The sequence below is a fragment of the Marinobacter vinifirmus genome (assembly GCF_002258215.1).
GTDB classification, from domain to species: Bacteria; Pseudomonadota; Gammaproteobacteria; order Pseudomonadales; family Oleiphilaceae; genus Marinobacter; species Marinobacter vinifirmus.
Genome location: NZ_NEFY01000004.1, coordinates 51,600 through 72,942, shown reverse-complemented (window position 1 = coordinate 72,942; position 21,343 = coordinate 51,600). Strand labels below are relative to the sequence as shown.

Sequence of the window (21,343 nt, the reverse complement as noted above, 5' to 3'; positions counted from 1 at the left end):
CAGCTTACCAGCCCTGGCGATGCTCCACCTGCTGGTTGCCCAGCCCGGCTACCAGCTCTTTCACCAGGCGGCGTTCAAGCTCGTATACCGAGGCGCCCTGCTCGAAGTCTTTCACCTGGCACATGTTCATGCCGGCATAGCCACAGGGATTGATGCGGGAGAACGGCTCCATGTCCATATTCACGTTCAGGGCCAGGCCGTGGAAGGAACAGCCCCGGCGCACCCGCAGGCCCAGCGATGCAATCTTGGCCCCGTTCACATAGACACCGGGCGCGTCGGCACGGGGTGCCGCTTCCACACCGGACTGGGCCAGTGTGCACACAATAGCCTGCTCGATCACATCCACCAGGGCCCGGACTCCCAGCTTGCGCCGGGACAGGTCAATCAACAGGTAGATCACCAGCTGGCCCGGGCCGTGGTACGTCACCTGGCCGCCGCGGTCTACCTGGATAACCGGGATATCACCCGGTAACAGGATATGCTCGGCCTTGCCCGCCTGCCCCTGGGTAAACACCCGGGGATGTTCCAGGCACCAGAGTTCGTCGACCGTGGATTCGTCCCGGTTGGCGGTGAAAGTTTTCATCGCCTCCCAGGCTTCCATGTAGGGCTGCTGGCCCAGCGAGCGGACAATCAGGTCTGGCATTTACAGCACCATGTGAACCCGGCCACTGGCTTTGAGGTCCTCAAACAGTGCCTTGAGTTGCTCTTCACCGGTGGCAACGATTTTCAGCTGCACAGACGAAAACCGGCCCTTGCTGCTGTCGTTTACCGAGATATCTGCCTCGCAGATGCCCGGCGCGTGCTGCTCCACCACTTCCACCACGAATTCCGTGAAATCCGGGGCGGCGTTACCGATCACCTTGATCACGTAATCGCAGGGAAATTCAATTTTCGGTGCTTTCGGCTCACTCACGCCGTCTTTCTCCCGGCCAGGGCACACTCTGTGCCTGTGGCTCACTCAAACAGTTGAACAAAAAAGAGCTTGATGGCATCCCAAAGCCGCTTGAACAGCCCGCCTTCCGGCACTTCGGTCAGCGCCAGTACCGGTTCGTCCACCAGGGTTTCGCCATCCAGGATAACCCGAACGCGACCCAGCTCGTCTCCCACATTGATGGGTGCCTTGATCACAGAATCAAGGTCTACGGTAGATTCCAGCTGGTTTCTGGAGCCGCGGGGAATGGTTACGTACACATCTTCCGGCATACCCACGGAAATCTGGTCAGCCTGGCCGCCCCAGACCTTTGCCTGCACCAGTTCCTGGCCGGCACGGAACAAACGCTCGGTTTCGTAGTAACGGAAACCGTAGTTCAGCATTTTCTGAACTTCCTGGGCACGGGCTTCGGAACTCGAGGTGCCCATTACCGAGGCAATCAGCCGGGTGTCGTTACGCTTGGCAGACGCCACCAGGCAGTAACCAGCTTCTTCGGTGTGGCCGGTCTTCAGGCCATCCACGCTGTCATCCCGCCACAACAGGGCGTTGCGGTTTGGCTGACGGATATTGTTGTAGGTGAAGTGCTTCTCCGCATACAGCGGATAGTTTTCCGGATAGTCCTGGATAATTGCCCGGGCCAGCAGGGCCAGGTCGTAGGCGGTCGAGAAATGATCCGGGGCCGGCAAGCCGGTGGCATTCTGGAAGTTGGTGTTCGTCATACCCAGCAATTGCGCCTGCTGGTTCATGATGTCCACGAACGCCCCCTCACTGCCGGCAATAAATTCGGCCAGCGCCACGGAGGCATCGTTACCGGACTGGATGATCACGCCTTTCAGCAGGTTTTCCACGGATACCGTGGTGCCTTCCTGTACGAAGGTCCTGGAACCCTCGGTACGCCAGGCTTTCACACTGATGGGCACCATGTCAGACATGGAAATCCGGCCTTCGTCCAGCTCACGCTCAACGATGTAAGCCGTCATCATCTTGGTCAGGCTGGCCGGGGGCAAACGCTCGTTGCTGTTGTTCTCCATGATCACACGGCCGCTCAGGGGGTCCATCAGAACCCAGGAGCTGCCGGCAATGGCCGGAGGAGAAGGAATCAGGACCGACTGGGACTGGGCCGAAGCCGTCCCTGCGGTTACAAACAGAGCAAATGCCAGTAGAAAAATTCGGGTAAACATTTTGAAAGCCATGGGTTGTGTCATTCGTCGTCAGATGTTGGTCTTATGTGTGCCGGCGGCAACTCAGTGCGAATCCGTCAGGACTATGGGCTGGCCGAAACCCCGGGATTCCAGCAGGTTCCGGGCATAGCGGGCTTCGTCTTCATTCGGGAACGGGCCCACCTGTACACGGTGGAAACGTCCCGAGCCGGTGCTCACTTCACGCAATCGCGCCGGAGTCTCCGTTGCTTTCCGGGCCCTGGCCAGCAGGGCTTCGGCCGGGTCCCGACTGCTGAAGGCACCCAGCTGCACAAACAACGCCTGTCCCGATGCTGCCGGCGCAGAGGCAGGTTCTGAGGCTACCTGCACCGGTGCCTGGACCTTGCCGGTGGGCTCGAATGGCTCGCCCGCCAGGAACATGGCGCCATCCGGACGAACCGTGATAGCGGCCACTTCCACCCGGGCTGTGCCGCGGGCGTGATAATCCAGCTTCTTGGCTGCCGCATAGGACAGATCAATCAGGCGGTCGCCGTGAAACGGGCCACGATCATTCACCCGGACAATCACCGACCGGCCATTGTCCAGGTTGGTCACCCGGGCATATCCCGGTATGCGCAAAGACTTGTGGGCGGCCGACATGGCGTACATGTCGAAGGTCTCGCCATTGGACGTTTTGTGGCCGTGGAATTTCTCACCATACCAGCTGGCTGTACCCCGGGCCACATAACCGTCATTGCTGTCGATCACCCGGTAACTCTTGCCCCACACGGTGTACGGGGATTTGTTACCGGCCCGGCGAGGCTCCTCATACCGGGGCACCGCGTCGGTCAGGCCGCTGATGTCGTAGTCACCGGAAGGGCCACGATCCTGCTTTATGGTATAGCGCGAGGAATGATCGGTTTCCGGAGCCGGAGTGCTGGCACAGCCAGACACCAGAACCAGTGTGATCAACCCCGGCAGCCAATGTTTCGGAACCTGCAGCATATCAGCGCCTACCCCTGTATTGTCTCGGTTGGTCAGTCATTACTGACCGGCAACATTGTAACGGGTTCCAGGCGTGATTCACCATTACCGGCCGGCCATTATTGCCAGCCAGGCTACGCCGAGATCATCCGGCGGTGGGTGTGAATCGACATCAGCACCCCGAAGGCTGCCATCAGGGTGACCCCGGACGTGCCCCCGTAACTGATCAGGGGCAGCGGAACACCAACCACCGGCAGCAGCCCGCTGACCATTCCCACGTTCACAAAGATGTAGATGAAGAACGTCATGGTCAGGGCACCCGCCAGCAAACGGCTGAAGGAATCCTGGGCGGTTACGGAAATGTAGAGACACCGCAGGATAATCAGGAAATACACCGCCATCAGCAGCATCATGCCGACAAAACCGAATTCCTCGGCAAGCACCGCCACAATAAAGTCGGTATGGCTTTCCGGCAGGAATTCCAGGTGCGACTGGGTGCCCTGGAGCCAGCCCTTGCCATCCATCCCGCCGGAGCCGATGGCGGTTTTCGACTGGATAATGTTCCAGCCCGCCCCCAGGGGATCACTTTGCGGGTCAAGCAGGGTCAGCACCCGTTGCTTCTGATAGTCCCGCATCACGTAGAACCACATCAGCGGCGCGGAAACCGCCACCATGCCGAAAAAGGCCGTAATGAGCTTCCAGCTGATGCCGGCAAAGAACACCACGAAGATGCCCGCCATGCCCACCAGCAGCAAAGTACCCAGGTCAGGCTGCTGGATGATCAGGAACATGGGCAACAGAACAATCACCAGGCCAACCACAATCCGCGAAAACGTGGGTGGCAGGTAATAGCGGGACAAATACCAGGCCGCCATCATCGGCACCACCAGTTTCATCAGCTCCGAAGGCTGGAACCGGGGCAGCCCGGGCAGCGCCAGCCAGCGCTGGGCACCCTTGGCACCAACACCCACCAGCAACACCGCCACCAACCCGGCCAGGCCAGCCAGGTACAGCCAGGGTGCCCAGCGCCGGAATATTGCAGGGTCCAGCTGGGCAAACACAAACATCACTACAAAGGCCACTCCCAACCGGATCATCTGGCCCTTGACCACGGCAAAGTTCCGGTCTGCACCGCTGTACAATACAAACAGGCCACCACCCACCAGCAGCAACAATAATGCCAGCAAGATTGGATCGAGGTGTAACGTTGACCAGATGCTTTTGGGCCGGCCCAGAGCGCCCGGTTCCTGGCTGTTCAACAGCTTTCCGAGTGCCATCAGCCCTCACCTCCGGTTTCAGCCTGGCCCACCACCTGGGCCGCCTCTGCCGCAGGGAATTCCTCCAGCCACGCATCAAACAGCCCGCGGGCGACCGGTGCCGCGACACTGCTGCCGCCACCGCCATTCTCGACAATGATGGCAACGGCGATTTTCGGATCGTCTGTCGGGGCAAAGCCGACAAACAGCGCGTGGTCCCGCAGGCGCTCGCGGATCTCCTCGGCATCGTATTCTTCGTCTTCACCCAGGCTGAACACCTGGGCGGTACCGGTTTTTCCCGCCATCCGGTAGCTGGCACCGCTGGCGGCACCACGAGCCGTGCCGCGGGTTCCGTGCATAACTTCTTCCATGGTATCCACCACGTATTCCCAATCGTCAGGATTCTTGAGATCCAGGGGCTTATGGGTGGATGCCGGCAGGAACTCTTCCACCGGGCGGTCACCACGGATATCTTTCAGCAGGCGCGGTTCTACCCACTCACCCCGGTTGGCAATCAGGGCCGTGGCGGTCGCCAGTTGCAGGGGTGTAGCCAGGAAAAAGCCCTGGCCGATACTCATATTGACGGAATCCCCCGGATACCAGGGTTCACTGCGGACCGCCCGCTTCCAGTCCCGGGACGGCAGCAGACCACTGAGGGCACCGGCGACGTCGAGGGTGGCGTCTTCACCAAACCCGAAGCGGGACAGATAGTCGTACATCACGTCGACACCCATTTCGACGCCGATCTGATAAAAATACACATCGCAGGACTCCGCCACGGAATCCATCAGGTCTACCCAGCCATGCCCGGTTCGCTTCCAGTCCCGGTAGCGTCGACCGCTTTCCTTGAGCTGGAAATAACCCGGGTCCCAGATGGTTCGCTCGCGGGTGGTTACGCCACTGTCCAGGGCAGCCACGGCCATCATGGGTTTGATGGTGGAGCCGGGAGGATACTGGCCACGCAGGGCCCGGTTGAACAGGGGCTTGTCGATGCTTTCACTCAAATCCCGGTAGTCTTTGACACTGATACCGGTCACAAACTTGTTGGCATCGAAGCCGGGCACGCTGGCCAGGGCCAGGATGCCGCCGGTGGCGGGCTCGATCGCAATGATGGCGCCACGCCGGCCTTCCAGCAATTCGTGGGCCTTGCGTTGCAGGCGCAGATCCAGGTGCAGCTGCAGGTCTTCCCCGGGTACCGGGTTTTCCCGTTCCAGCACCCGGAGTATCCGCCCCCGGGCATTGGTTTCTACGTGCTGGTACCCCACCTTGCCGTGCAACACTTTTTCGTAGAATCGCTCCACACCGGATTTGCCGATGTAGTTGGTGCCGGCGTAATTCACCGGATCAATGCGCTGCAGTTCATTCCGGTTAATACGGCCGACATAGCCCAGGGCATGGGCGGTCAACTCACTGTGCGGGTAATAGCGAACCAGTTCGGCCTTGACCTCGACACCGGGGAACCGGTGCCGGTGTACCGCCATCCGGGCGATTTCCTCTTCGTTCAGGTCGTAACTCAGGGGAATTTCCTGGAACGGGCGGCGCGGTTCATTCAGCCGGCGCTGGAAGCGTTCAATGTCTTCATCGGAAATACTCAGGATTTCCGTCAGCCGGGCCAGGGTTTCATCCATGCTGCCAATCCGCTCGGGCACCAGGGTGAGGCTGAACACCGGCCGGTTTTCCGCCAGCAGCAGGTTATTGCGGTCGTAAACCAGCCCTCTGGGAGGCGGGACCGACTGCACCTGCACCCGGTTCTTGTCAGACAGCGTGGTATAGATTTCATGCTCGACGATCTGTAACTGGTACATGCGCGCCAGCAAACCACCCAGCGCAAGCATAACCAGCACCAGCATAACCATTGCCCGGCGCTGGAACAGTCGGCGCTCTGCTACGGTGTCCTTGAATTCGCCCCAGGCCATTGGCAGCCCTATGCCCGGTGGTAAGGATGGTTACGGGTGATGGACCAGGCCCGGTACAGTTGTTCGGCCAGGACGATACGCACCAGCGGGTGCGGCAGGGTAAGGGGGGAAAGTGACCATTGCTGGTCGGCACGGTTGCGACAGGCGTCAGCCAGGCCATCGGGGCCGCCCACCAGAAAGCAGACATCCTGACCATCCTGCTGCCAGTTTTCCAGCTGACTCGCCAGTTTCTCGGTGGACCAGGGACGGCCACCCACTTCCAGTGCAATCACGCGGTCACGCTGACCCACTGCCGACAGGATGGCGTCGCTTTCACGCTGCATCAACCGGGGAATATCCGGATTCTTGCCGCGATGGGCCATGGGGATTTCAGTCAGTTCGAGGGGCAACTCCGGAGGCATCCGGCGGGCGTAGTCGTTGTACCCCGCACTGACCCAGTCGGGCATTTTCTGCCCGACACAGATCAGACGCAGGCGCATGGTTACTCGCTGCCCGCTGCACCAAGGTCCGGAGCATCACGCCAGAAGCGCTCCAGATCGTAGAATTCGCGGGTAGCAGGCATCATCACGTGGACCACTACATCGCCCAGATCTACCAGAATCCAGTCACTACCGGCGCCGCCCTCAACATTGTTGGCGCGCACACCCTGTTCCTTGGCTTCGATAACCACGGAATCGGCAAGGGATTTGATGTGACGGTTGGAAGTACCCGATGCGAGAACCATAAAGTCGGTCACGCTGGTGCGATCACGGACATCAATCACGCTGATATCCTGTGCCTTGACCTCTTCAAGAGCGTTTACGACCAGATCTTTCAGTTGTTCTGCCTGCATAATTACCCTGTTTTCCGGGCTCTGGCCGGAGTGGCCACCCGATAAGTGATATTCAGCCGCGATTGTAGCATCAAAGCCGGCTGTGGATAACTCCTAAAAACCGTTGGCGCTGCCGGAACCATAAAGGCCCAGTGCCTGCACTCTCTGCCACACGGCATCGGGCATCAGGTATCGGGGAGAACGGCCGGTTGCAATGCGCTCCCGAATGCCGGTTGCCGAGATGTCCAGCAGCGGCGGATCCAGCTCCAGTACCCGGCCAGCCGGGCTCTCCCGCAAACTGGCCGCACCGGCAGCGCGCCGGCCCGCAAGCAAGTGTGCCGCACCACTGTTTTCAGGCAGCTCAGCGCCGGGCCGGCGTACCACCACAATGTGCGCCAGTTCGGGAATCTGCTGCCAGTCCTGCCAGCGGTCAAAGCCGGCAAAGGAATCAGTACCCACGACCATGACCAGGGGCGCCTCCGCACCCAGTTCCTGCCGGAGCTGGCGCAAAGTGTCTGCGGTGTAAGAGGCACCGGCCCGCTGAAGTTCACGGTCATCCACCCGCAGGCGTTCTTCGCCGGCGATGGCCAGGCGGATCAGCTCGAGCCGCTGGGCTGAGGTCGCTCCCGTGTCGCCCCGATGGGGAGGAATATGACAGGGCACCAGGTGAACCCGATCCACCGCCAGGGCGTCGGATACCTCCAGCGCCAGCCGGAGGTGTCCGTGATGGATGGGGTCAAAGGTGCCACCGTAGATTACATGCATGGCATCAGGCCCGGATGTGGCCGTCGCCGAATACCACATATTTCTGGGAAGTCAGGCCTTCCAGGCCAACCGGGCCACGGGCGTGGATCTTGTCGGTGGAAATGCCGATTTCAGCCCCCAGGCCATATTCGAAACCGTCCGCAAAGCGGGTGGAGGCGTTGACCATCACCGAACTGGAATCCACCTCGGTCAGGAACCGGCGGGCCCGGGTGTAGTTCTCGGTGATGATGCTGTCGGTATGCTGGGAGCTGTACCGGTTGATGTGCTCGATGGCGCCATCCAGGCCGTCGACCACACGCACCGCGAGAATCGGCGCCAGGTACTCTTCGTGCCAGTCGTCCTCGGTGGCGGCACTGATGCCTTCAAGAATCGCGCAGGTACGTTCACAGCCCCGCAACTCCACACCCTTGGCGGCAAATTCGGCGGCCAGCAGGGGCAGCATATCGTCTGCCACTTCCTGGTCCACCAAAAGGGTTTCCATGGTGTTGCAGGTGCCGTAACGGTGGGTCTTGGCGTTGACCGCAACCTTCAAGGCCTTTTCAGGGTCGGCATGGCTGTCGATGTACACGTGGCACACGCCGTCCAGGTGCTTGATCACCGGCACCCGCGCATCGCGGCTGATGCGTTCGATCAGGCCTTTACCACCCCGGGGCACAATCACATCCACGTACTGGGGCATGGTGATCAGCTCGCCCACCGCGGCGCGGTCGGTGGTTTTCACCACCTGCACTGCGGCTTCCGGCAGCCCGGCGGCCGCCAGGCCGGTGGCCAGGCATTCGGCAATCGCCTGGTTGGAATGGATGGCCTCGGAGCCACCACGCAGAATGGTGGCATTGCCGGACTTCAGGCAAAGGCTGGCCGCCTCGACCGTCACATTCGGCCGGGATTCGTAGATGATGCCGATAACGCCCAGCGGAACGCGCATCTTGCCCACCTGGATACCGGAGGGGCGATAGGTCATATCGGTGATTTCGCCCACCGGGTCCGGCAGGGTTGCCACCTGGCGCAGGCCTTCAATCATGGTGTCGATACGGGCCGGCGTCAGCTCAAGGCGGTCCAGCATGGCCTCGTCCAGGCCATTGGCCCGGCCGTTTTCCAGGTCCTTGCGGTTAGCCTCTGCCAGTGCCTGGCGCGCCGCATCCAGTGCTTCCGCTGTTGCCAGCAGGGCCTGGTTGCGCACGGCGGTTGCCGAACGGGCGACTTCTCTTGAGGCGACCCTGGCCTGTTGGCCAAGCTCCGCCATATAGGCTGCAACATCCATCGATTTACCTTTTATTCTGCTAGCTGATTCCAAAACCGGGCGGTTACTTTACCTTTCCCGTTTCAAGTCCGCACCCCAAACGACTATTATACCGCTGCACTGCTTTCAATATTCAATGGATGTGCCAGCGAAGGACAGAGGTTCCATGCCCCAGTCGGCCGAAAAATTCCTGCCCAGCGCCCTCACCAAAGCCGGTTGTGCCGCCCTGGCACTCACCAGCGCCCTGAGTGTGCTGCTTGGCGAACCCCTTGCGGCGGCTTCTGCGGCGGCTGCGGCGGGGTTGTGCCTGGCAGGCAGCCCCCTGAACAATCAACAGGGCAAACTGCCATGGCCACAACTGAGGTATTTTTTCCTCGGCGCCCTGGCCCTGGCGCTTGTTGCCGCCCTGTGGCTGGGGCCGTGGTCGCTAAGCCACTGGCTCTATGCCCTGCCGCTGGCCACCTTCGCCCTGCTGCCGGTTTACCTGGCGGCACCGGTGACCCTGGTTCTGCTGGTCCTTGTGCTGTCCAGCGCCCAATGGCTGGTCAACCTGCCAGACCGCCACCAGATGGTCAGCGCGTTTGTACTGACCACGCTGTTGGCCGGCATCCTGGTGTTCCTGCGGGAATACAAGTCCCGCCAGCTGGCGCCACTGCGCCGCACCGACGAGCTCACCCAGGCCGCCAGCCGGGAGTACCTGTCGGCGGACCTGCACAAGGAAATCCAGCGCAGCGAACGGGAGGGCACCAACCTGTCGGTGATGATGATCGGCCTCGACACCCATCTGAGTGACAGCGACCCGGACGAAGACATCCGCGCTATCCTGCCCAGAATCGGCCGTTACCTGCATTCCCAGTTACGGGACTTCGATACCTATTACCGGGTGGCCGACCTGCAATTCCTCGCGATTCTGCCGGGCGCAAATACCGCCGAAACCGCAAAGAAGGCAGACCTCATCCGCCAGGGACTTGATAAATTGATGGAGTCTCACGGCCTGAAACTCACCGTCAGCACCGGCGTCGCCGGCCTGAACATTGGCGATGATGCCGACAGCCTGCAGCAAAGCGTGGCCAACGCCCTGCGCCGGGCCCAGCAACAGGGTGGCAATCGCACCCAGACCTTCAGCAACCCGCTGCCGTCCGACCTTCCGGGCAAACAGGATCCGGAGGCCAACGCTCAATGACCGAAACCCGCCTGCGTACCTGGAGCCACAGCGCCGCCTACAGCCTGACAGCCCTGGTTATTTCCGTCCTGGCGTTGCAAAACCTGCGCTACGGCTTCTACCAACTGTTTTACCTGGCCCTGGCAATGACCGCCCTGCTGCTGGCCGGGCTGGTGTATACCTACTTCTGCCGTCGCCACCAGCTTTCGGCACCGGGCCACCTGATCATCCTGGCCGGCCTGAACAGTGGCCTGGTGGCGGCCGTTCTGACCATGAACGCGCCCGGCATCAGCCACTGGGCCATGCCCCTGCTGGTGCTCAACCTGCTAATCCTGCCCCTTCGGCAGGGGCTGGCGCTGTGCGCCCTGCTACTGCTACCGGTGATTGCCGTGACCTGGCTCGGCAACCCTGTAACCGATGCCGTTATCACCAGTGCGGGGCTGCTGTTGCTGGCCGCCGTCACCGCGCTTTATGTCTGGCACTACGACCACATGACCCAGTCCGCCCAGGACCTGGCCATTACCGACCCGATCACCGGCGCCCACAATGCCCGATTCCTGGATGAAACCCTGCAAAAGGAAATCAGCCGGGCCATTGCCACCGGCCACCCGCTGTCGGTCATCAGCCTGAGCCTGGACCACCACGACCAGATCCGCGACCTGCACGGCAAGCGCGGCCTGAACCGCCTGCTGAGCCAGATTACCCGGCAACTGTTCGAAACCATCCGGGCGGGAGACTCCCTGTACAGCCTGCAGGATTCCGAGTTTTTCCTGATCCTGCCATTCACCCCGGAAGAAGGCCTGCGGGTCATTGCCGAACGCATCCGCCGCACCATCGCCGAACGGGACTGGCCGGAAACCGGCAAGGTGTCCGTAAGCCTTGGCTGTACTACACGGGGCAATGGCGATACCAGCACCGAGCTGCTTCGCCAGCGGGCAACCAATGCCATGCTGGAAGCCAGGAAACACGGGGCTGATTCCGCCTGGTTCACCCCGGGAGAGCCGGTCCGGGCATGACAGGGAGCTGGTTCACTGAGCTGACCACCTGGGTAGCTGGCAACCCGGGCTGGCTGGTGTTCGCCCTGTTTGCCACGGCCCTGATTGAATCCCTGGCTATCGCCGGCATCATCGTGCCTGGCGTGGCCATGCTGTTTGCCTTTGCCGCCCTGGCCGGTAAAACCGGCATTCCCCTGTCCGAAGCCCTGATCTGGGCTGGCCTTGGCGCCGTGGCCGGCGATGTCCTGAGCTTCTCCATCGGCCGGCTACTCAAAGGACGACTCGACACCGTGTGGCCCTTGAGCCGTTACCCCGGCCTGATTGCCAAGGGAGAAAACTTCTTCCGGGCCCATGGCGGCAAGAGCGTCATCATCGGGCGATTCGTGGGCCCGATACGCCCTATCATCCCCATGGTGGCAGGCGCACTGCACATGCCCTGGCGCACCTTCATTACCTTTAACTTGCTGTCGGCAGTAGGATGGGCACTGGTGTATATCCTGCCCGGGTTCACCGTAGGCACGGCACTGGCCAGCGAGATCAAACCGCCACCTCACTTCTACCTGGTGCTCGGAGTCAGCTTTGGGGTACTGCTGGTGGTTTACCTGATCCTGCTGCAAATGCGACTGGGTCTGGGGGAAGGCAGCCGCCCGTACCGGTGGCTGGAAACCACTATGGCCCGCTACGATGCAACCCACCGGTTCTGGCGGCTGTACACCAGCGAGCGACCGGCCCGCCGTGGCGAATTCCCGCTGCCGTCCCTGATGATGTCCGTTACAGCCCTGGCGCTGTTCCTGATACTGGCACAGGTGGTGACGGTCAGCAGCAAACTGTATGAACTGAACCAACAGGTGCTGGCCTGGTTTGCCCTGCTGCGCCAGCCGCTGCTGGATTTGCCGATGGTTGCCTTTACCCTGGCCGGAGACCCACCGGTACTGATTGTCGCCGCCGTGCTCGGGTTTCTGGTGCTGGTATTTCGCGGCTACTATGCCGCCGCTATCCACGTGGCCGCAGCCGCCATTTTGGCCAGCGGGAGCATCTGGTTACTGAAAGCCGGCTTCGGCATACCACGGCCCGATACGGTGATGCTCCCGCCATCTTCAGGGGCCTTTCCCAGCGGCCACACTGCCGGGGCCACGGTGCTGGTAACCCTGTGCGCCAGCTTCATTGCGGCGGAAAGCCGGCAACGGCAACGCTGGCAAAGCTACGTGCTGCTGTCACTGCCATTGCTGCCGGTAGCCCTGAGCCGGCTGTATCTGGGGGTACACTGGTTTACCGATGTTCTGGGAGGGTTGTTCCTGGGGTTGGCCATCACCGGGGTTATCCGCGCCAGCTACAGCCGATTTGATCGCGTGCCGCTGAGCCCGGATCCGTTCACCTGGGCAGCGCTGGGCCTGTGGCTGGCATTCACCGCCGTTTACATTGCCGGCCATTGGGACGGTGCCGTTCTGGCCTACTCGCCGCAGCCTGTGGCGCCCTGACCGGCTTCAGGAGCCTTGTTCAAGGATGTCCAGCAGGGCTTGCAACCGGTCCAGGCGTTCGACCGGATCCTGGCACTCCGCCAGCTGCTGCTTCTCGGACTTGTCCAGGGGCAACAGCTCGGTAAGCCGCCAGCCCACCTCACGGGCATCTTCGAAATCGACATCCATGCCCAGATCCTTCACCACCGGATGCCGGAACAGGGCCTGCAGAACCGCCGGCAATTCATAGTGCCGGTCCGGAATATCAACCTGCTGCTCCGGCTCCAACGGCTCGGCATCCCCCATGTGCAAACCGTCTTCCTGCTGCCAGTTGCGGACTACCCGCACCTTGGTGTCGCCTTCAACGGTGATACCCAGCAAGCCGTTGTCCAGCTGCTGGAAGTCGATAATCCGCACATAGGTGCCCTGTTCGTGGAACAGGGCCTTGCGGCCAACCTCGTCGCCATCCTGTAAAAGCACTACCACAAAGCCCTGCTGCTCTTTCAGGCAGCGGGTCAGCATATCTATGTAGCGGGGCTCGAACAGCTGCAGGGGAATACGCCCCTTGGGCAGGATAATGGAATTGAGCGGAAACAGCGGCACGCTGGAAAGTGAGTCAGTCACTGTGGGAATGGCTCTTGGTTGGTTTTATGGAATTCAGCCTGCGGGCTGAAGGTTTATTGTAAACACCGATCCGGAAAACAGCCATGCGAGGGGCACGGAATCTGTTATCCTCTCGGTTTCGCTTAGTCCGTTCAAAATTAAGGGAGAGAGCAGCACGCCATGCCCCAGTATCGTTCCCACACCTCAACCGCCGGCCGCAACATGGCCGGAGCCCGTGCGCTCTGGCGCGCCACCGGTATGAAAAATGACGATTTCGGCAAACCGATTATCGCCGTTGCCAACTCGTTCACCCAGTTTGTGCCCGGCCACGTGCACCTGAAAGACCTGGGCCAGCTGGTCTGTCGCGAAATCGAAGCCGCCGGTGGTGTGGCGAAGGAATTCAACACCATCGCCGTAGACGACGGTATCGCCATGGGCCACGACGGCATGCTGTATTCCCTGCCCTCCCGGGAGATCATTGCCGACTCCGTAGAGTACATGGCCAACGCCCACTGTGCCGATGCACTGGTGTGCATTTCCAACTGCGACAAGATCACCCCGGGCATGCTGATGGCCGCGCTGCGCCTGAACATTCCGACGATCTTCGTTTCCGGCGGTCCCATGGAAGCCGGTAAAACCAAGCTGTCCGAGAACAAGCTGGACCTGGTAGATGCCATGGTGATCGCGGCTGATCCGACCGCCACCGACGAGATGGTGGAAGAATACGAACGCAGCGCGTGCCCCACCTGTGGCTCCTGCTCCGGCATGTTCACCGCCAACTCCATGAACTGCCTGACCGAAGCCATCGGCCTGGCCCTTCCGGGCAACGGCTCGCTGCTGGCGACCCATTCCGACCGCGAGCAGCTGTTCCTGAACGCCGGCCGCCAGATTGTGGAAAACGCCAAGCGCTATTACGAGCAGAACGATGCCAGCGTGCTGCCCCGCAGCATTGCCTCCATGGAAGCCTTCCAGAATGCCATGACCATGGACATTGCCATGGGCGGCTCCACCAACACCATCCTGCACCTGCTGGCAGCAGCCCAGGAAGGCCAGGTGGACTTCACCCTGGCCGATATCGACCGGTTGTCCCGGGAGGTACCGCAGCTGTGCAAGGTGGCCCCGAACTCGCCCCTGTACCATATGGAAGATGTGCACCGCGCCGGCGGCATCATGGGCATTCTGGGTGAACTGGAACGCGGCGGCCTGATCAACACCGATCTGCCCACCGTACACAGCAAGACCATGAAAGAAGCCCTGGAAGTGTGGGACATCATGCGCTCCCCCACCGCTGAAGTGGTGGAATTCTATAAGGCCGGCCCGGCCGGCATTCCCACCCAGACCGCATTCAGCCAGAGCACCCGCTGGCCGAGCCTGGACGGTGACCGTGAGAACGGCTGTATCCGTTCCGTCGAAAACGCCTACTCATCCGAAGGCGGTTTGGCCGTACTGTTCGGCAACATCGCGGTCGACGGCTGCGTGGTAAAAACCGCCGGTGTAGACGAAAGCATCTTCGTATTCGAAGGCAAGGCCAAGGTCTTCGAGAGCCAGGACACGGCCGTGGCCGGTATTCTGAATGACGAAGTGAAGGCAGGCGACGTGGTCATCATTCGCTACGAAGGCCCGAAAGGTGGCCCCGGCATGCAGGAAATGCTCTACCCCACCAGCTACCTGAAATCCAAGGGACTGGGCAAGGAATGCGCCCTGCTGACTGACGGCCGCTTCTCTGGCGGTACTTCGGGCCTGTCCATCGGCCATGCGTCTCCGGAAGCGGCTGCCGGCGGCGCTATCGGCCTGATCGAGGAAGGCGACACCATCCTGATCGACATCCCGAACCGCAGCATCAATGTGCAGGTCAGCAACGACGAGCTGCAGAAGCGCCGCGAAGCGCGGGATGCCAAGGGCTGGAAACCGGAAAACTCCCGTCCCCGGAAGGTGTCGGCGGCCCTGAAGGCCTACGCCCTGCTGGCCACCAGCGCAGATAAAGGCGCGGTCCGGGACCTGTCCAAGCTGGACTGATCCCAACAGGCCTTAAACAAAAAGCCCGCAAGCTGCCAAGCCTGCGGGCTTTTTTATGACATTGGCCAAAGCGGCCGGGCCGGGATTACCAGAGCGACCAGGCTTCGTCTTCGTCATCCTTTTCTTCAGCTTGCTCGGCAGCTTCAGGCTGCGGCTCACTTTCCGGCTTCGCAGCTGCCTGAGCGGGCGCCCTGGATTCGGGAGCAGCCTCTGCAACGACCACCATCCCGAGCGCCTTCTTGGTTTCTTCATTCAGGGTACCGCTGGCTTCCAGCCCCTGATCTTCCTGATATTGGGTTAACTCGGCCCGGGTATGTTCATCCAGTTTGGGGTTCACATTGTTTATATCGTACCCGGCGCCATATAAAGCGTGCTTTAGTGCGACAACATCATTGGCGTGGGACAAAGAGGCAGTGCCAAGGAGCGCAACGGCTCCCGCAGCGAGGACCAGTTTGTGCAATGGATGGCTGGCAGTTTTCGTGGTAAACACCGGCTTACTCCTGATATCGCTTGAATATCTTGTTATTAGGGTAATGCGGCGCCCATCTCCACGGTCGAGGGCATTAACCCGACCCTAGCACAAGCTAATCCTCATCCTTGCTACCTGGTTCACATTCTGGCCGGGAAGCATGCGCCTCTTCGCCGAACTCCCGGATAAAAATCCCCCAGAACGCCATAAACAGCGCTGCCACCAGTGGCCCCATAACAAAGCCATTGATGCCGAACAGCACGATGCCACCGAGGGTGGACAGAAGCACCAGGTAATCCGGCATCTTGGTGTCCCGGCCCACCAGTATCGGGCGCAGCAGGTTGTCGGCCAGGCCGATCACAATGGTGCCAAACGCCGTCAGGATGATCGCCGGAATGATATCGCCAACGGCTGCCAGGTAGACCGCTGCCGGCACCCACACAATCGCTGCCCCCACGGCCGGCAGCAGCGAGACAATCGCCATCACCACCCCCCACAGCAAGGCGCCGGTAATACCCAGGGCCCAGAAGATCAGCCCCCCCAGCGCACCCTGGATAATGGCAATCAGCAGGTTACCCTTCACGGTAGCCCGGGTAACCTCGGCAAACTTGGCAAACAACAGCCGCTCACGCTCATCCCCGAGCGGCAACGCCTTGATCAGCAACTCAACCAGTTTATGGCCGTCCCGCAGCAGGAAAAATGCCAGGTAAACCATCAGCGCCAGCCCCAGAAAAAACTGGAAGGTGTTCTGGCCAATGCCCAGGGCCTGCTTGGCCAGGAACTGACTGCCGCCCAGAATGGCGCTCACCGCACGATCCCGAAGTTCACCGAAGTTGATGTCAAACTGGGCCAGGAAAGCCTGAATGGCCGGAAATGACCGGTTCACCTGGTCAATGTATTCCCCCGGCCGGATTTCCCCTTCCTGGATTTTCTGGTAGATGCCAACGCCTTCGGCAATCAGCGCAGTCCCGAGAAACAGCACCGGAATCACCACGATAATCATGCAGATCATAAGGGTGATCAGGGCATTGATGTTGGGGCGCTCGCCCAGGCGCCTGACCAGCAGTTGCTGGACCGGGTGAAAAATCAGGGCAATGGCCACGGCCCAGAAAATCGGCCCGAAAAACGGCTTCATCAGCCAGATAAAAGCAAACGACACACCCACCAGCATGGCCAGAAAGGTCCGTGTCTCGAGTTTTGCGTACATATCAAACATTCCTGAAGCAATGACGTTCCCGGCGAACCGGTTTTCCAGCCCCGCAGACTACCACGAGAGCGTGGCCACTGTAGCCGGATTCACGTTATAGTGGCAGGTTATCGAACAGCAAATAAACAGGCCATGTTGTTGGATCCCGATAGCTTTACCATCGAAACCGCCCTTGAGGCTGCCACCGAACTGCAGAAGGTGCTGGCCGCCCGCACCCATCGCCGGAAAGTGATGGGGCAGGAGGTATTGGTGCCCGGGCAACTCGGCGAAGCCCTGCACCTGCCCCGCACCATCAGCCGGCTGGCCAGCAAGCAGTTACGGCAACGGGAAAGAGGGCTGGAAGACTTCCAGGAACTCTGGCCCACGCTTTCCGAGTTCACCCGGCGCAAGGTAACCGACCGGCTGGGCTGGTACGACCCGAAAGACCTGGACTGGGACGACAAACGTTCCAACCGCCGCCCGGTAGTCGATCCTGACGCCTGATACGTATAACTGCTGAACCCGAACTATGGAACGCCCGCTGGCAGACTTTGAATTGTCACAAAGCGTCCCTATGGTAGGTAGATCAGGAGGATTTCTTATGACTCAACATCAACACTTCAATGCCTTTCTGGCAGAAAGAAGCGCAGTACCCACGCTGCTGTGCGGCCATTGCCGCTCGATCCTGTCCCGGGCCCGGATTTTCCGGAACCAGGGCGACAACCACCAGGACATCTGCTGCGACACCATCGGCCTGTGCTCGGCCGACGACTGCGGTGCCGTCAACTGTTGTGACGAAGCCCTCGCGCAAGTCGACAACCCCGAGCGCCTGTTCGATATTGCGTCCTGATTCAAAGCCGCAACGCTCTGTTACCGAACTCAAACACAGCAACATTCCATCTGCATTATCCTGAAGGCTGAACATTGTCACCGCGACAATCGCGCAACCTATCAGTCAGGACAGTCGATGGCATGCGTATTCTGAGAACTGACGAAGGCCGCTTCGCAGGCCTCCCGGATTACCCTTTCTCCCCCAACTATCTGGATGTCGAACCGGGCCTGCGAATGCACTTCGTGGATGAAGGCCCGAAAAATGCGGCACCGGTAGTGATGCTGCACGGTGAGCCTTCCTGGTCGTACCTGTACCGGCACATGATCCCCGTGGTCGCCGATGCCGGACACCGGGTACTGGCGCCGGACCTCGCCGGTTTCGGAAAATCGGACAAACCTGTCGACACCGCAGACTACACCTCGGACAACCACGTAAACTGGCTGACCCGGTGGGCCGAAGAGCTGGACCTGTGGAATATCACGCTGGTATGCCAGAACTGGGGCTCACTGCTGGGCTTGCGACTGGCTGCAGAAAACCACCGGCGCTTCAGCCGCATTATTGTCGGCAACGGCATGCTGCCCACCGGAGACTCACCGGTACCGTCTGTTTTTCGCCTGTGGAAAGCCTTTGCCAGCCACAGCCCCTGGTTTCCCGTAGCACGGATCATCCAGCTGGGTACCGAGAGAACCCTGTCCAGCGGCGAACTGGCCGCCTACGAAGCCCCCTTTCCGGACGCCCGCCACAAAGCCGGGGCACGGGCCTTTCCGAAACTGGTGCCCACCTCACCCTCGGATCCATCCAGCGCAGCGAACCGGGAAGCCTGGCGGATACTGGAAAAATGGCGCAAGCCGTTTATTACCTGCTTCAGCAGCAGTGACCCGATTACCCGGGGCGGAGACCGGCTGATGCAGCGCCGCATCCCCGGCGCTTTCGGCCAGCCCCACATTACCCTCAGTGGCGGTCACTTCCTGCAGGAAGATTCACCCCGCCAGTTTGCCCGGGTGATACTGGACGCCCTGAAGGCCGAGATGGCGGCCTGACGCCCGCTCCAGGCTTATCCGAACACGGTAACCGTCTGCCGGCTCAGCGCCACCAGCTCTCCGCTGGCAGTCCAGACACCAGCATGGGTGTGGCCGTAACCCGCTCCCGCCTGGTCAATGGTGGCCCGGTACAGCAGCCAGTCACCGGGATTGATCACCGGCCGGGGATGCACAATTTCCAGCGCCCAGCTCAGGGAACTGGCCGGCGCACGATCTTTCAGGTGCGGCAGTACCGCCGGTGGCCAGGCATCTACCAGCGCAACAATGTGGGCATCGGTAAACACTTCCGGAGCTTCCCGGAACTGCATCCAGCCGCCCATTTCGCGACCACCCTTACCGGAAAACGGCAAATTGCCGAACGCCCAGCGCATCTCGATGTGCTGGGTGAACTCCGGAGTCATACCCTTGATGTAGGGCAGCCCCTGACACTGGTCGACCGGCCTGGCTTCGGGCGCCGGAAGCGGCTCCACCTGAATGGCCGATTCCCGGTCTCCGCCGAAGCTGGCCAGGCAGACCAGGCGAGGTTCGCCATTCTGCAGAATCCGCCCCTGTACTTGCGAAACGGCCTTGCCTTCGCGCAAAAGTTCGGCCTCAAACTGCGCCGGCACGCCGGGCTCCACCGGCCCGACAAAAGATACCTGCAGGGCCCTCATAGCCCGGCCTTCCGCCACCTTTGCTGCCATCACATCAAATGCGAGAGCCGCAACCAGGCCGCCAAACGTGGCGCGCCCCTGAGCCCAGTCAGAAGGAAGGGTCACTGTGCCATCCTGGCGTACTTCGGCCAGCAGCTGATCAAAGGTCATAGGCTTATTTTCCAGTTGGTTAGTATGCAAACCTCATAGACTGCACCAATCGCAACACGCCCGCAATAACCTTGCCCCGGCAACTACCTACCACCAAACCGGCATTATTCATATTAAAGCAGCGACAAAACGACTATAATGTTTCAAAATCACGCACTGCCCTGCGGTGCAATACCCTCCGAATACCGAGTACATTCATGTCAGAATTGTCTTTTGCCGAACTGGGGCTGGATCCAGCTGTACTGGAAGCCGTTTCCGCTGTTGGCTATGAAACTCCGTCGCCCATCCAGGCGCAATCCATCCCTGCCCTCCTGGCCGGTAACCACCTGTTGGGCGTTGCCCAGACCGGTACCGGCAAGACCGCAGCCTTTGCCCTGCCGCTGCTGAGCCGCATCGACGCCAACATTGCTGAACCCCAGATCCTGGTACTGGCTCCGACACGAGAGCTGGCCATCCAGGTGGCAGAGGCCTTCACGACCTACGCCAGCAAGTTCCGCAACTTCCATGTACTGCCCATTTACGGCGGCCAGGACTTTGCTCCGCAGATTCGCGGCCTCAAGCGTGGCGCCCAGGTTATTGTGGGCACCCCGGGCCGGATGCTCGACCACCTGCGCAAAGGCACCCTGAAACTGGGCAGCCTGAAGGCACTGGTGCTGGATGAAGCCGACGAAATGCTGCGCATGGGCTTTATCGACGACGTAGAAGCGATTCTGTCGAAAACCCCAGATACCTGTCAGCGCGCCCTGTTCTCGGCCACCATGCCGCCGCAGATCAAGAAAGTTGCGCAGACCTACCTGAAGAACGCGACTGAAGTAAAAATCGAGAGCGAGACCCGCACGGTTGAGCGTATCTCCCAGTTCGTTCTGCCGGTGTATGCCGAGCGCAAGCTGGATGCCCTGACCCGCATCCTGGAAGTGGAGCCGTTCGACGCTTCCATTATCTTTGTGCGCACCAAGGCCGAAACCACCCTGCTGGCTGAAAAGCTGTCAGCCCGTGGCCACGCTGTGGCACCCCTGAGCGGTGACCTGAACCAGCGCCAGCGCGAGCAGACCGTTGAAGATCTCAAGCGTGGCAAGAAAGACATCATCATTGCCACCGACGTAGCGGCTCGTGGCCTGGACGTGTCCAGGATTACCCACGTTATCAACTACGATGTGCCCTACGACACTGAAGCGTACATTCACCGTGTTGGTCGTACCGGTCGTGCCGGCCGTACCGGCAAGGCTATCCTGCTGGTCACTCCGCGTGAGCGTAGCTGGCTGCGCACTCTGGAGCGGGCCACCAACTCTCCGATGGAACCGTACCAGCTGCCGTCACCGGCTGCCCTGCAGAAAATGCGGGTAGAACAGTTTGAAGAGCAGCTGCTGGGCTTCACCAATGATCCCCGTTCTGGCAAGGCTATCGCCCTGCTGGACGAGATTGCCGAGCGTAACGACATGGACATGGCCGCCGTAGCCGGCGCGCTGGCCTGCCTGCTGGAAGCCTCCCAGCCGGATTCCCTGCCGCTGGAGCAGCCGGAAGCCCTGCCGGAGATTTCTGCCGCACCCCGCCGCGATCGCAAAGGCCCGCCTCCGGGCAAAGGTGGTTTCCGTAAGGGTGCCCCGGGCAAGAAGTTCAGTAAGGATGGCAAGCCAGGCTTCCGCAAGAGCGGCCCGAAAGCTGGCAAGCCCGCCGGCAAGGGCGGCAAGCCTGCAGCCAAGGGCCCCAAGCGCGCCCCGCGCTGAGGCCTGTTCAGCTA

Annotated in this window: 22 protein-coding genes; 8 read left to right on the top strand and 14 right to left on the bottom strand. The window is 60.9% G+C overall.

The window, feature by feature from the left end; all coding sequences use genetic code 11:
- Positions 1 to 4 precede the first annotated feature (4 nt).
- The 10 genes from lipB to B9Q17_RS06530 all read right to left on the bottom strand — a co-directional run bounded on the left by lipB (position 5) and on the right by B9Q17_RS06530 (position 9,063).
- Positions 5 to 643, bottom strand: coding sequence for a lipoyl(octanoyl) transferase LipB (gene lipB, locus B9Q17_RS06575; protein ID WP_094624601.1), 639 nt, complete (start codon positions 641 to 643; stop codon positions 5 to 7).
- A complete protein-coding gene (locus B9Q17_RS06570) occupies positions 644 to 913 on the bottom strand; it encodes an HP0495 family protein (protein WP_036219349.1) in 270 nt (89 codons plus the stop codon).
- 41 nt (positions 914 to 954) lie between these two features.
- Complete coding sequence (locus tag B9Q17_RS06565) at positions 955 to 2,136, bottom strand: D-alanyl-D-alanine carboxypeptidase family protein (RefSeq protein WP_058340382.1); 1,182 nt, start codon at positions 2,134 to 2,136, stop codon at positions 955 to 957.
- A 39-nt stretch (positions 2,137 to 2,175) separates the two neighbouring features.
- Positions 2,176 to 3,075: a septal ring lytic transglycosylase RlpA family protein gene (locus B9Q17_RS06560; protein WP_022988724.1), complete on the bottom strand. Its 900-nt coding sequence runs from the start codon at positions 3,073 to 3,075 to the stop codon at positions 2,176 to 2,178.
- A 113-nt stretch (positions 3,076 to 3,188) separates the two neighbouring features.
- Positions 3,189 to 4,331 carry a rod shape-determining protein RodA gene (rodA, locus tag B9Q17_RS06555; protein ID WP_094624600.1) on the bottom strand — a complete coding sequence of 381 codons (1,143 nt, stop codon included), beginning with the start codon at positions 4,329 to 4,331 and terminating at the stop codon, positions 3,189 to 3,191.
- Complete coding sequence (mrdA, locus tag B9Q17_RS06550; RefSeq protein ID WP_094624599.1) at positions 4,331 to 6,226, bottom strand: penicillin-binding protein 2; 1,896 nt, start codon at positions 6,224 to 6,226, stop codon at positions 4,331 to 4,333. Before mrdA ends, rodA begins: the two co-directional genes overlap by 1 nt.
- An 8-nt stretch (positions 6,227 to 6,234) precedes the next feature.
- Entirely contained in the window at positions 6,235 to 6,705 is a 471-nt protein-coding gene (rlmH, locus tag B9Q17_RS06545; RefSeq protein ID WP_022988721.1) for a 23S rRNA (pseudouridine(1915)-N(3))-methyltransferase RlmH, read from the bottom strand.
- Between the two features lie 2 nt (positions 6,706 to 6,707).
- Positions 6,708 to 7,058 (bottom strand): ribosome silencing factor, encoded by a 351-nt coding sequence (gene rsfS, locus B9Q17_RS06540; RefSeq protein ID WP_022988720.1) that lies wholly within the window; start codon positions 7,056 to 7,058, stop codon positions 6,708 to 6,710.
- Between the two features lie 93 nt (positions 7,059 to 7,151).
- On the bottom strand, positions 7,152 to 7,802 hold the full coding sequence (gene nadD, locus B9Q17_RS06535; protein WP_022988719.1) for a nicotinate-nucleotide adenylyltransferase: 651 nt from the start codon (positions 7,800 to 7,802) through the stop codon (positions 7,152 to 7,154).
- A gap of 4 nt (positions 7,803 to 7,806) precedes the next feature.
- Positions 7,807 to 9,063: a glutamate-5-semialdehyde dehydrogenase gene (locus tag B9Q17_RS06530; protein ID WP_094624598.1), complete on the bottom strand. Its 1,257-nt coding sequence runs from the start codon at positions 9,061 to 9,063 to the stop codon at positions 7,807 to 7,809.
- A gap of 145 nt (positions 9,064 to 9,208) precedes the next feature.
- On the opposite strand from B9Q17_RS06530, the gene B9Q17_RS06525 reads away from it, so the two are divergent.
- Genes B9Q17_RS06525 through B9Q17_RS06515 form a run of 3 tightly spaced genes read left to right on the top strand, consistent with a single transcriptional unit; the run spans position 9,209 to position 12,677 of the window.
- The gene (locus B9Q17_RS06525; protein WP_094624597.1) at positions 9,209 to 10,225 is read left to right on the top strand and encodes a GGDEF domain-containing protein; all 1,017 of its coding nucleotides are present in this window, start codon (positions 9,209 to 9,211) and stop codon (positions 10,223 to 10,225) included.
- Positions 10,222 to 11,220, top strand: a complete 999-nt coding sequence (locus B9Q17_RS06520) for a GGDEF domain-containing protein (protein ID WP_094624596.1) — start codon at positions 10,222 to 10,224, stop codon at positions 11,218 to 11,220. Before B9Q17_RS06525 ends, B9Q17_RS06520 begins: the two co-directional genes overlap by 4 nt.
- Entirely contained in the window at positions 11,217 to 12,677 is a 1,461-nt protein-coding gene (locus tag B9Q17_RS06515) for a bifunctional DedA family/phosphatase PAP2 family protein (protein WP_094624595.1), read from the top strand. Before B9Q17_RS06520 ends, B9Q17_RS06515 begins: the two co-directional genes overlap by 4 nt.
- A 6-nt stretch (positions 12,678 to 12,683) precedes the next feature.
- Here the strand turns inward: B9Q17_RS06515 and B9Q17_RS06510 are convergent, their stop codons facing one another.
- Positions 12,684 to 13,280, bottom strand: coding sequence for an LON peptidase substrate-binding domain-containing protein (locus tag B9Q17_RS06510; protein ID WP_094624594.1), 597 nt, complete (start codon positions 13,278 to 13,280; stop codon positions 12,684 to 12,686).
- Positions 13,281 to 13,439: 159 nt separating this feature from the next.
- Here B9Q17_RS06510 and ilvD point away from each other — a divergent pair, with 159 nt between their 5' ends.
- Positions 13,440 to 15,275: a dihydroxy-acid dehydratase gene (gene ilvD, locus B9Q17_RS06505; RefSeq protein WP_094624593.1), complete on the top strand. Its 1,836-nt coding sequence runs from the start codon at positions 13,440 to 13,442 to the stop codon at positions 15,273 to 15,275.
- An 85-nt stretch (positions 15,276 to 15,360) separates the two neighbouring features.
- Here the strand turns inward: ilvD and B9Q17_RS06500 are convergent, their stop codons facing one another.
- Together B9Q17_RS06500 and B9Q17_RS06495 are read right to left on the bottom strand one after the other, a co-directional pair.
- The gene (locus B9Q17_RS06500; RefSeq protein WP_232900870.1) at positions 15,361 to 15,765 is read right to left on the bottom strand and encodes a peptidoglycan-binding domain-containing protein; all 405 of its coding nucleotides are present in this window, start codon (positions 15,763 to 15,765) and stop codon (positions 15,361 to 15,363) included.
- 94 nt (positions 15,766 to 15,859) lie between these two features.
- The gene (locus B9Q17_RS06495; RefSeq protein ID WP_094624592.1) at positions 15,860 to 16,951 is read right to left on the bottom strand and encodes an AI-2E family transporter; all 1,092 of its coding nucleotides are present in this window, start codon (positions 16,949 to 16,951) and stop codon (positions 15,860 to 15,862) included.
- 132 nt (positions 16,952 to 17,083) lie between these two features.
- Between B9Q17_RS06495 and B9Q17_RS06490 the strand changes: the two genes are divergently transcribed.
- The 3 genes from B9Q17_RS06490 to B9Q17_RS06480 all read left to right on the top strand — a co-directional run bounded on the left by B9Q17_RS06490 (position 17,084) and on the right by B9Q17_RS06480 (position 18,802).
- Positions 17,084 to 17,434 (top strand): hypothetical protein, encoded by a 351-nt coding sequence (locus tag B9Q17_RS06490; RefSeq protein WP_094624591.1) that lies wholly within the window; start codon positions 17,084 to 17,086, stop codon positions 17,432 to 17,434.
- 97 nt (positions 17,435 to 17,531) lie between these two features.
- Complete coding sequence (locus B9Q17_RS06485; protein WP_022988709.1) at positions 17,532 to 17,780, top strand: hypothetical protein; 249 nt, start codon at positions 17,532 to 17,534, stop codon at positions 17,778 to 17,780.
- 122 nt (positions 17,781 to 17,902) lie between these two features.
- Positions 17,903 to 18,802 (top strand): haloalkane dehalogenase, encoded by a 900-nt coding sequence (locus tag B9Q17_RS06480; RefSeq protein ID WP_094624590.1) that lies wholly within the window; start codon positions 17,903 to 17,905, stop codon positions 18,800 to 18,802.
- A 14-nt stretch (positions 18,803 to 18,816) separates the two neighbouring features.
- Here the strand turns inward: B9Q17_RS06480 and B9Q17_RS06475 are convergent, their stop codons facing one another.
- The gene (locus B9Q17_RS06475; RefSeq protein ID WP_094624589.1) at positions 18,817 to 19,605 is read right to left on the bottom strand and encodes an acyl-CoA thioesterase; all 789 of its coding nucleotides are present in this window, start codon (positions 19,603 to 19,605) and stop codon (positions 18,817 to 18,819) included.
- Positions 19,606 to 19,802: 197 nt separating this feature from the next.
- Between B9Q17_RS06475 and B9Q17_RS06470 the strand changes: the two genes are divergently transcribed.
- Positions 19,803 to 21,329, top strand: coding sequence for a DEAD/DEAH box helicase (locus tag B9Q17_RS06470; RefSeq protein WP_094624588.1), 1,527 nt, complete (start codon positions 19,803 to 19,805; stop codon positions 21,327 to 21,329).
- The last annotated feature ends 14 nt before the right edge of the window (positions 21,330 to 21,343 follow it).

Excerpts from the sequence above, each read along its gene's own strand:
- lipB (WP_094624601.1), bottom strand. The coding sequence starts at position 643 with ATGCCAGACCTGATTGTCCGCTCGCTGGGCCAGCAGCCCTACATGGAA.
- B9Q17_RS06565 (WP_058340382.1), bottom strand. The coding sequence starts at position 2,136 with ATGACACAACCCATGGCTTTCAAAATGTTTACCCGAATTTTTCTACTG.
- B9Q17_RS06560 (WP_022988724.1), bottom strand. The coding sequence starts at position 3,075 with ATGCTGCAGGTTCCGAAACATTGGCTGCCGGGGTTGATCACACTGGTT.
- rodA (WP_094624600.1), bottom strand. The coding sequence starts at position 4,331 with ATGGCACTCGGAAAGCTGTTGAACAGCCAGGAACCGGGCGCTCTGGGC.
- mrdA (WP_094624599.1), bottom strand. The coding sequence starts at position 6,226 with ATGGCCTGGGGCGAATTCAAGGACACCGTAGCAGAGCGCCGACTGTTC.
- rlmH (WP_022988721.1), bottom strand. The coding sequence starts at position 6,705 with ATGCGCCTGCGTCTGATCTGTGTCGGGCAGAAAATGCCCGACTGGGTC.
- rsfS (WP_022988720.1), bottom strand. The coding sequence starts at position 7,058 with ATGCAGGCAGAACAACTGAAAGATCTGGTCGTAAACGCTCTTGAAGAG.
- nadD (WP_022988719.1), bottom strand. The coding sequence starts at position 7,802 with ATGCATGTAATCTACGGTGGCACCTTTGACCCCATCCATCACGGACAC.
- B9Q17_RS06530 (WP_094624598.1), bottom strand. The coding sequence starts at position 9,063 with ATGGATGTTGCAGCCTATATGGCGGAGCTTGGCCAACAGGCCAGGGTC.
- B9Q17_RS06525 (WP_094624597.1), top strand. The coding sequence starts at position 9,209 with ATGCCCCAGTCGGCCGAAAAATTCCTGCCCAGCGCCCTCACCAAAGCC.
- B9Q17_RS06520 (WP_094624596.1), top strand. The coding sequence starts at position 10,222 with ATGACCGAAACCCGCCTGCGTACCTGGAGCCACAGCGCCGCCTACAGC.
- B9Q17_RS06515 (WP_094624595.1), top strand. The coding sequence starts at position 11,217 with ATGACAGGGAGCTGGTTCACTGAGCTGACCACCTGGGTAGCTGGCAAC.
- ilvD (WP_094624593.1), top strand. The coding sequence starts at position 13,440 with ATGCCCCAGTATCGTTCCCACACCTCAACCGCCGGCCGCAACATGGCC.
- B9Q17_RS06495 (WP_094624592.1), bottom strand. The coding sequence starts at position 16,951 with ATGTACGCAAAACTCGAGACACGGACCTTTCTGGCCATGCTGGTGGGT.
- B9Q17_RS06490 (WP_094624591.1), top strand. The coding sequence starts at position 17,084 with ATGTTGTTGGATCCCGATAGCTTTACCATCGAAACCGCCCTTGAGGCT.
- B9Q17_RS06485 (WP_022988709.1), top strand. The coding sequence starts at position 17,532 with ATGACTCAACATCAACACTTCAATGCCTTTCTGGCAGAAAGAAGCGCA.
- B9Q17_RS06480 (WP_094624590.1), top strand. The coding sequence starts at position 17,903 with ATGCGTATTCTGAGAACTGACGAAGGCCGCTTCGCAGGCCTCCCGGAT.
- B9Q17_RS06475 (WP_094624589.1), bottom strand. The coding sequence starts at position 19,605 with ATGACCTTTGATCAGCTGCTGGCCGAAGTACGCCAGGATGGCACAGTG.
- B9Q17_RS06470 (WP_094624588.1), top strand. The coding sequence starts at position 19,803 with ATGTCAGAATTGTCTTTTGCCGAACTGGGGCTGGATCCAGCTGTACTG.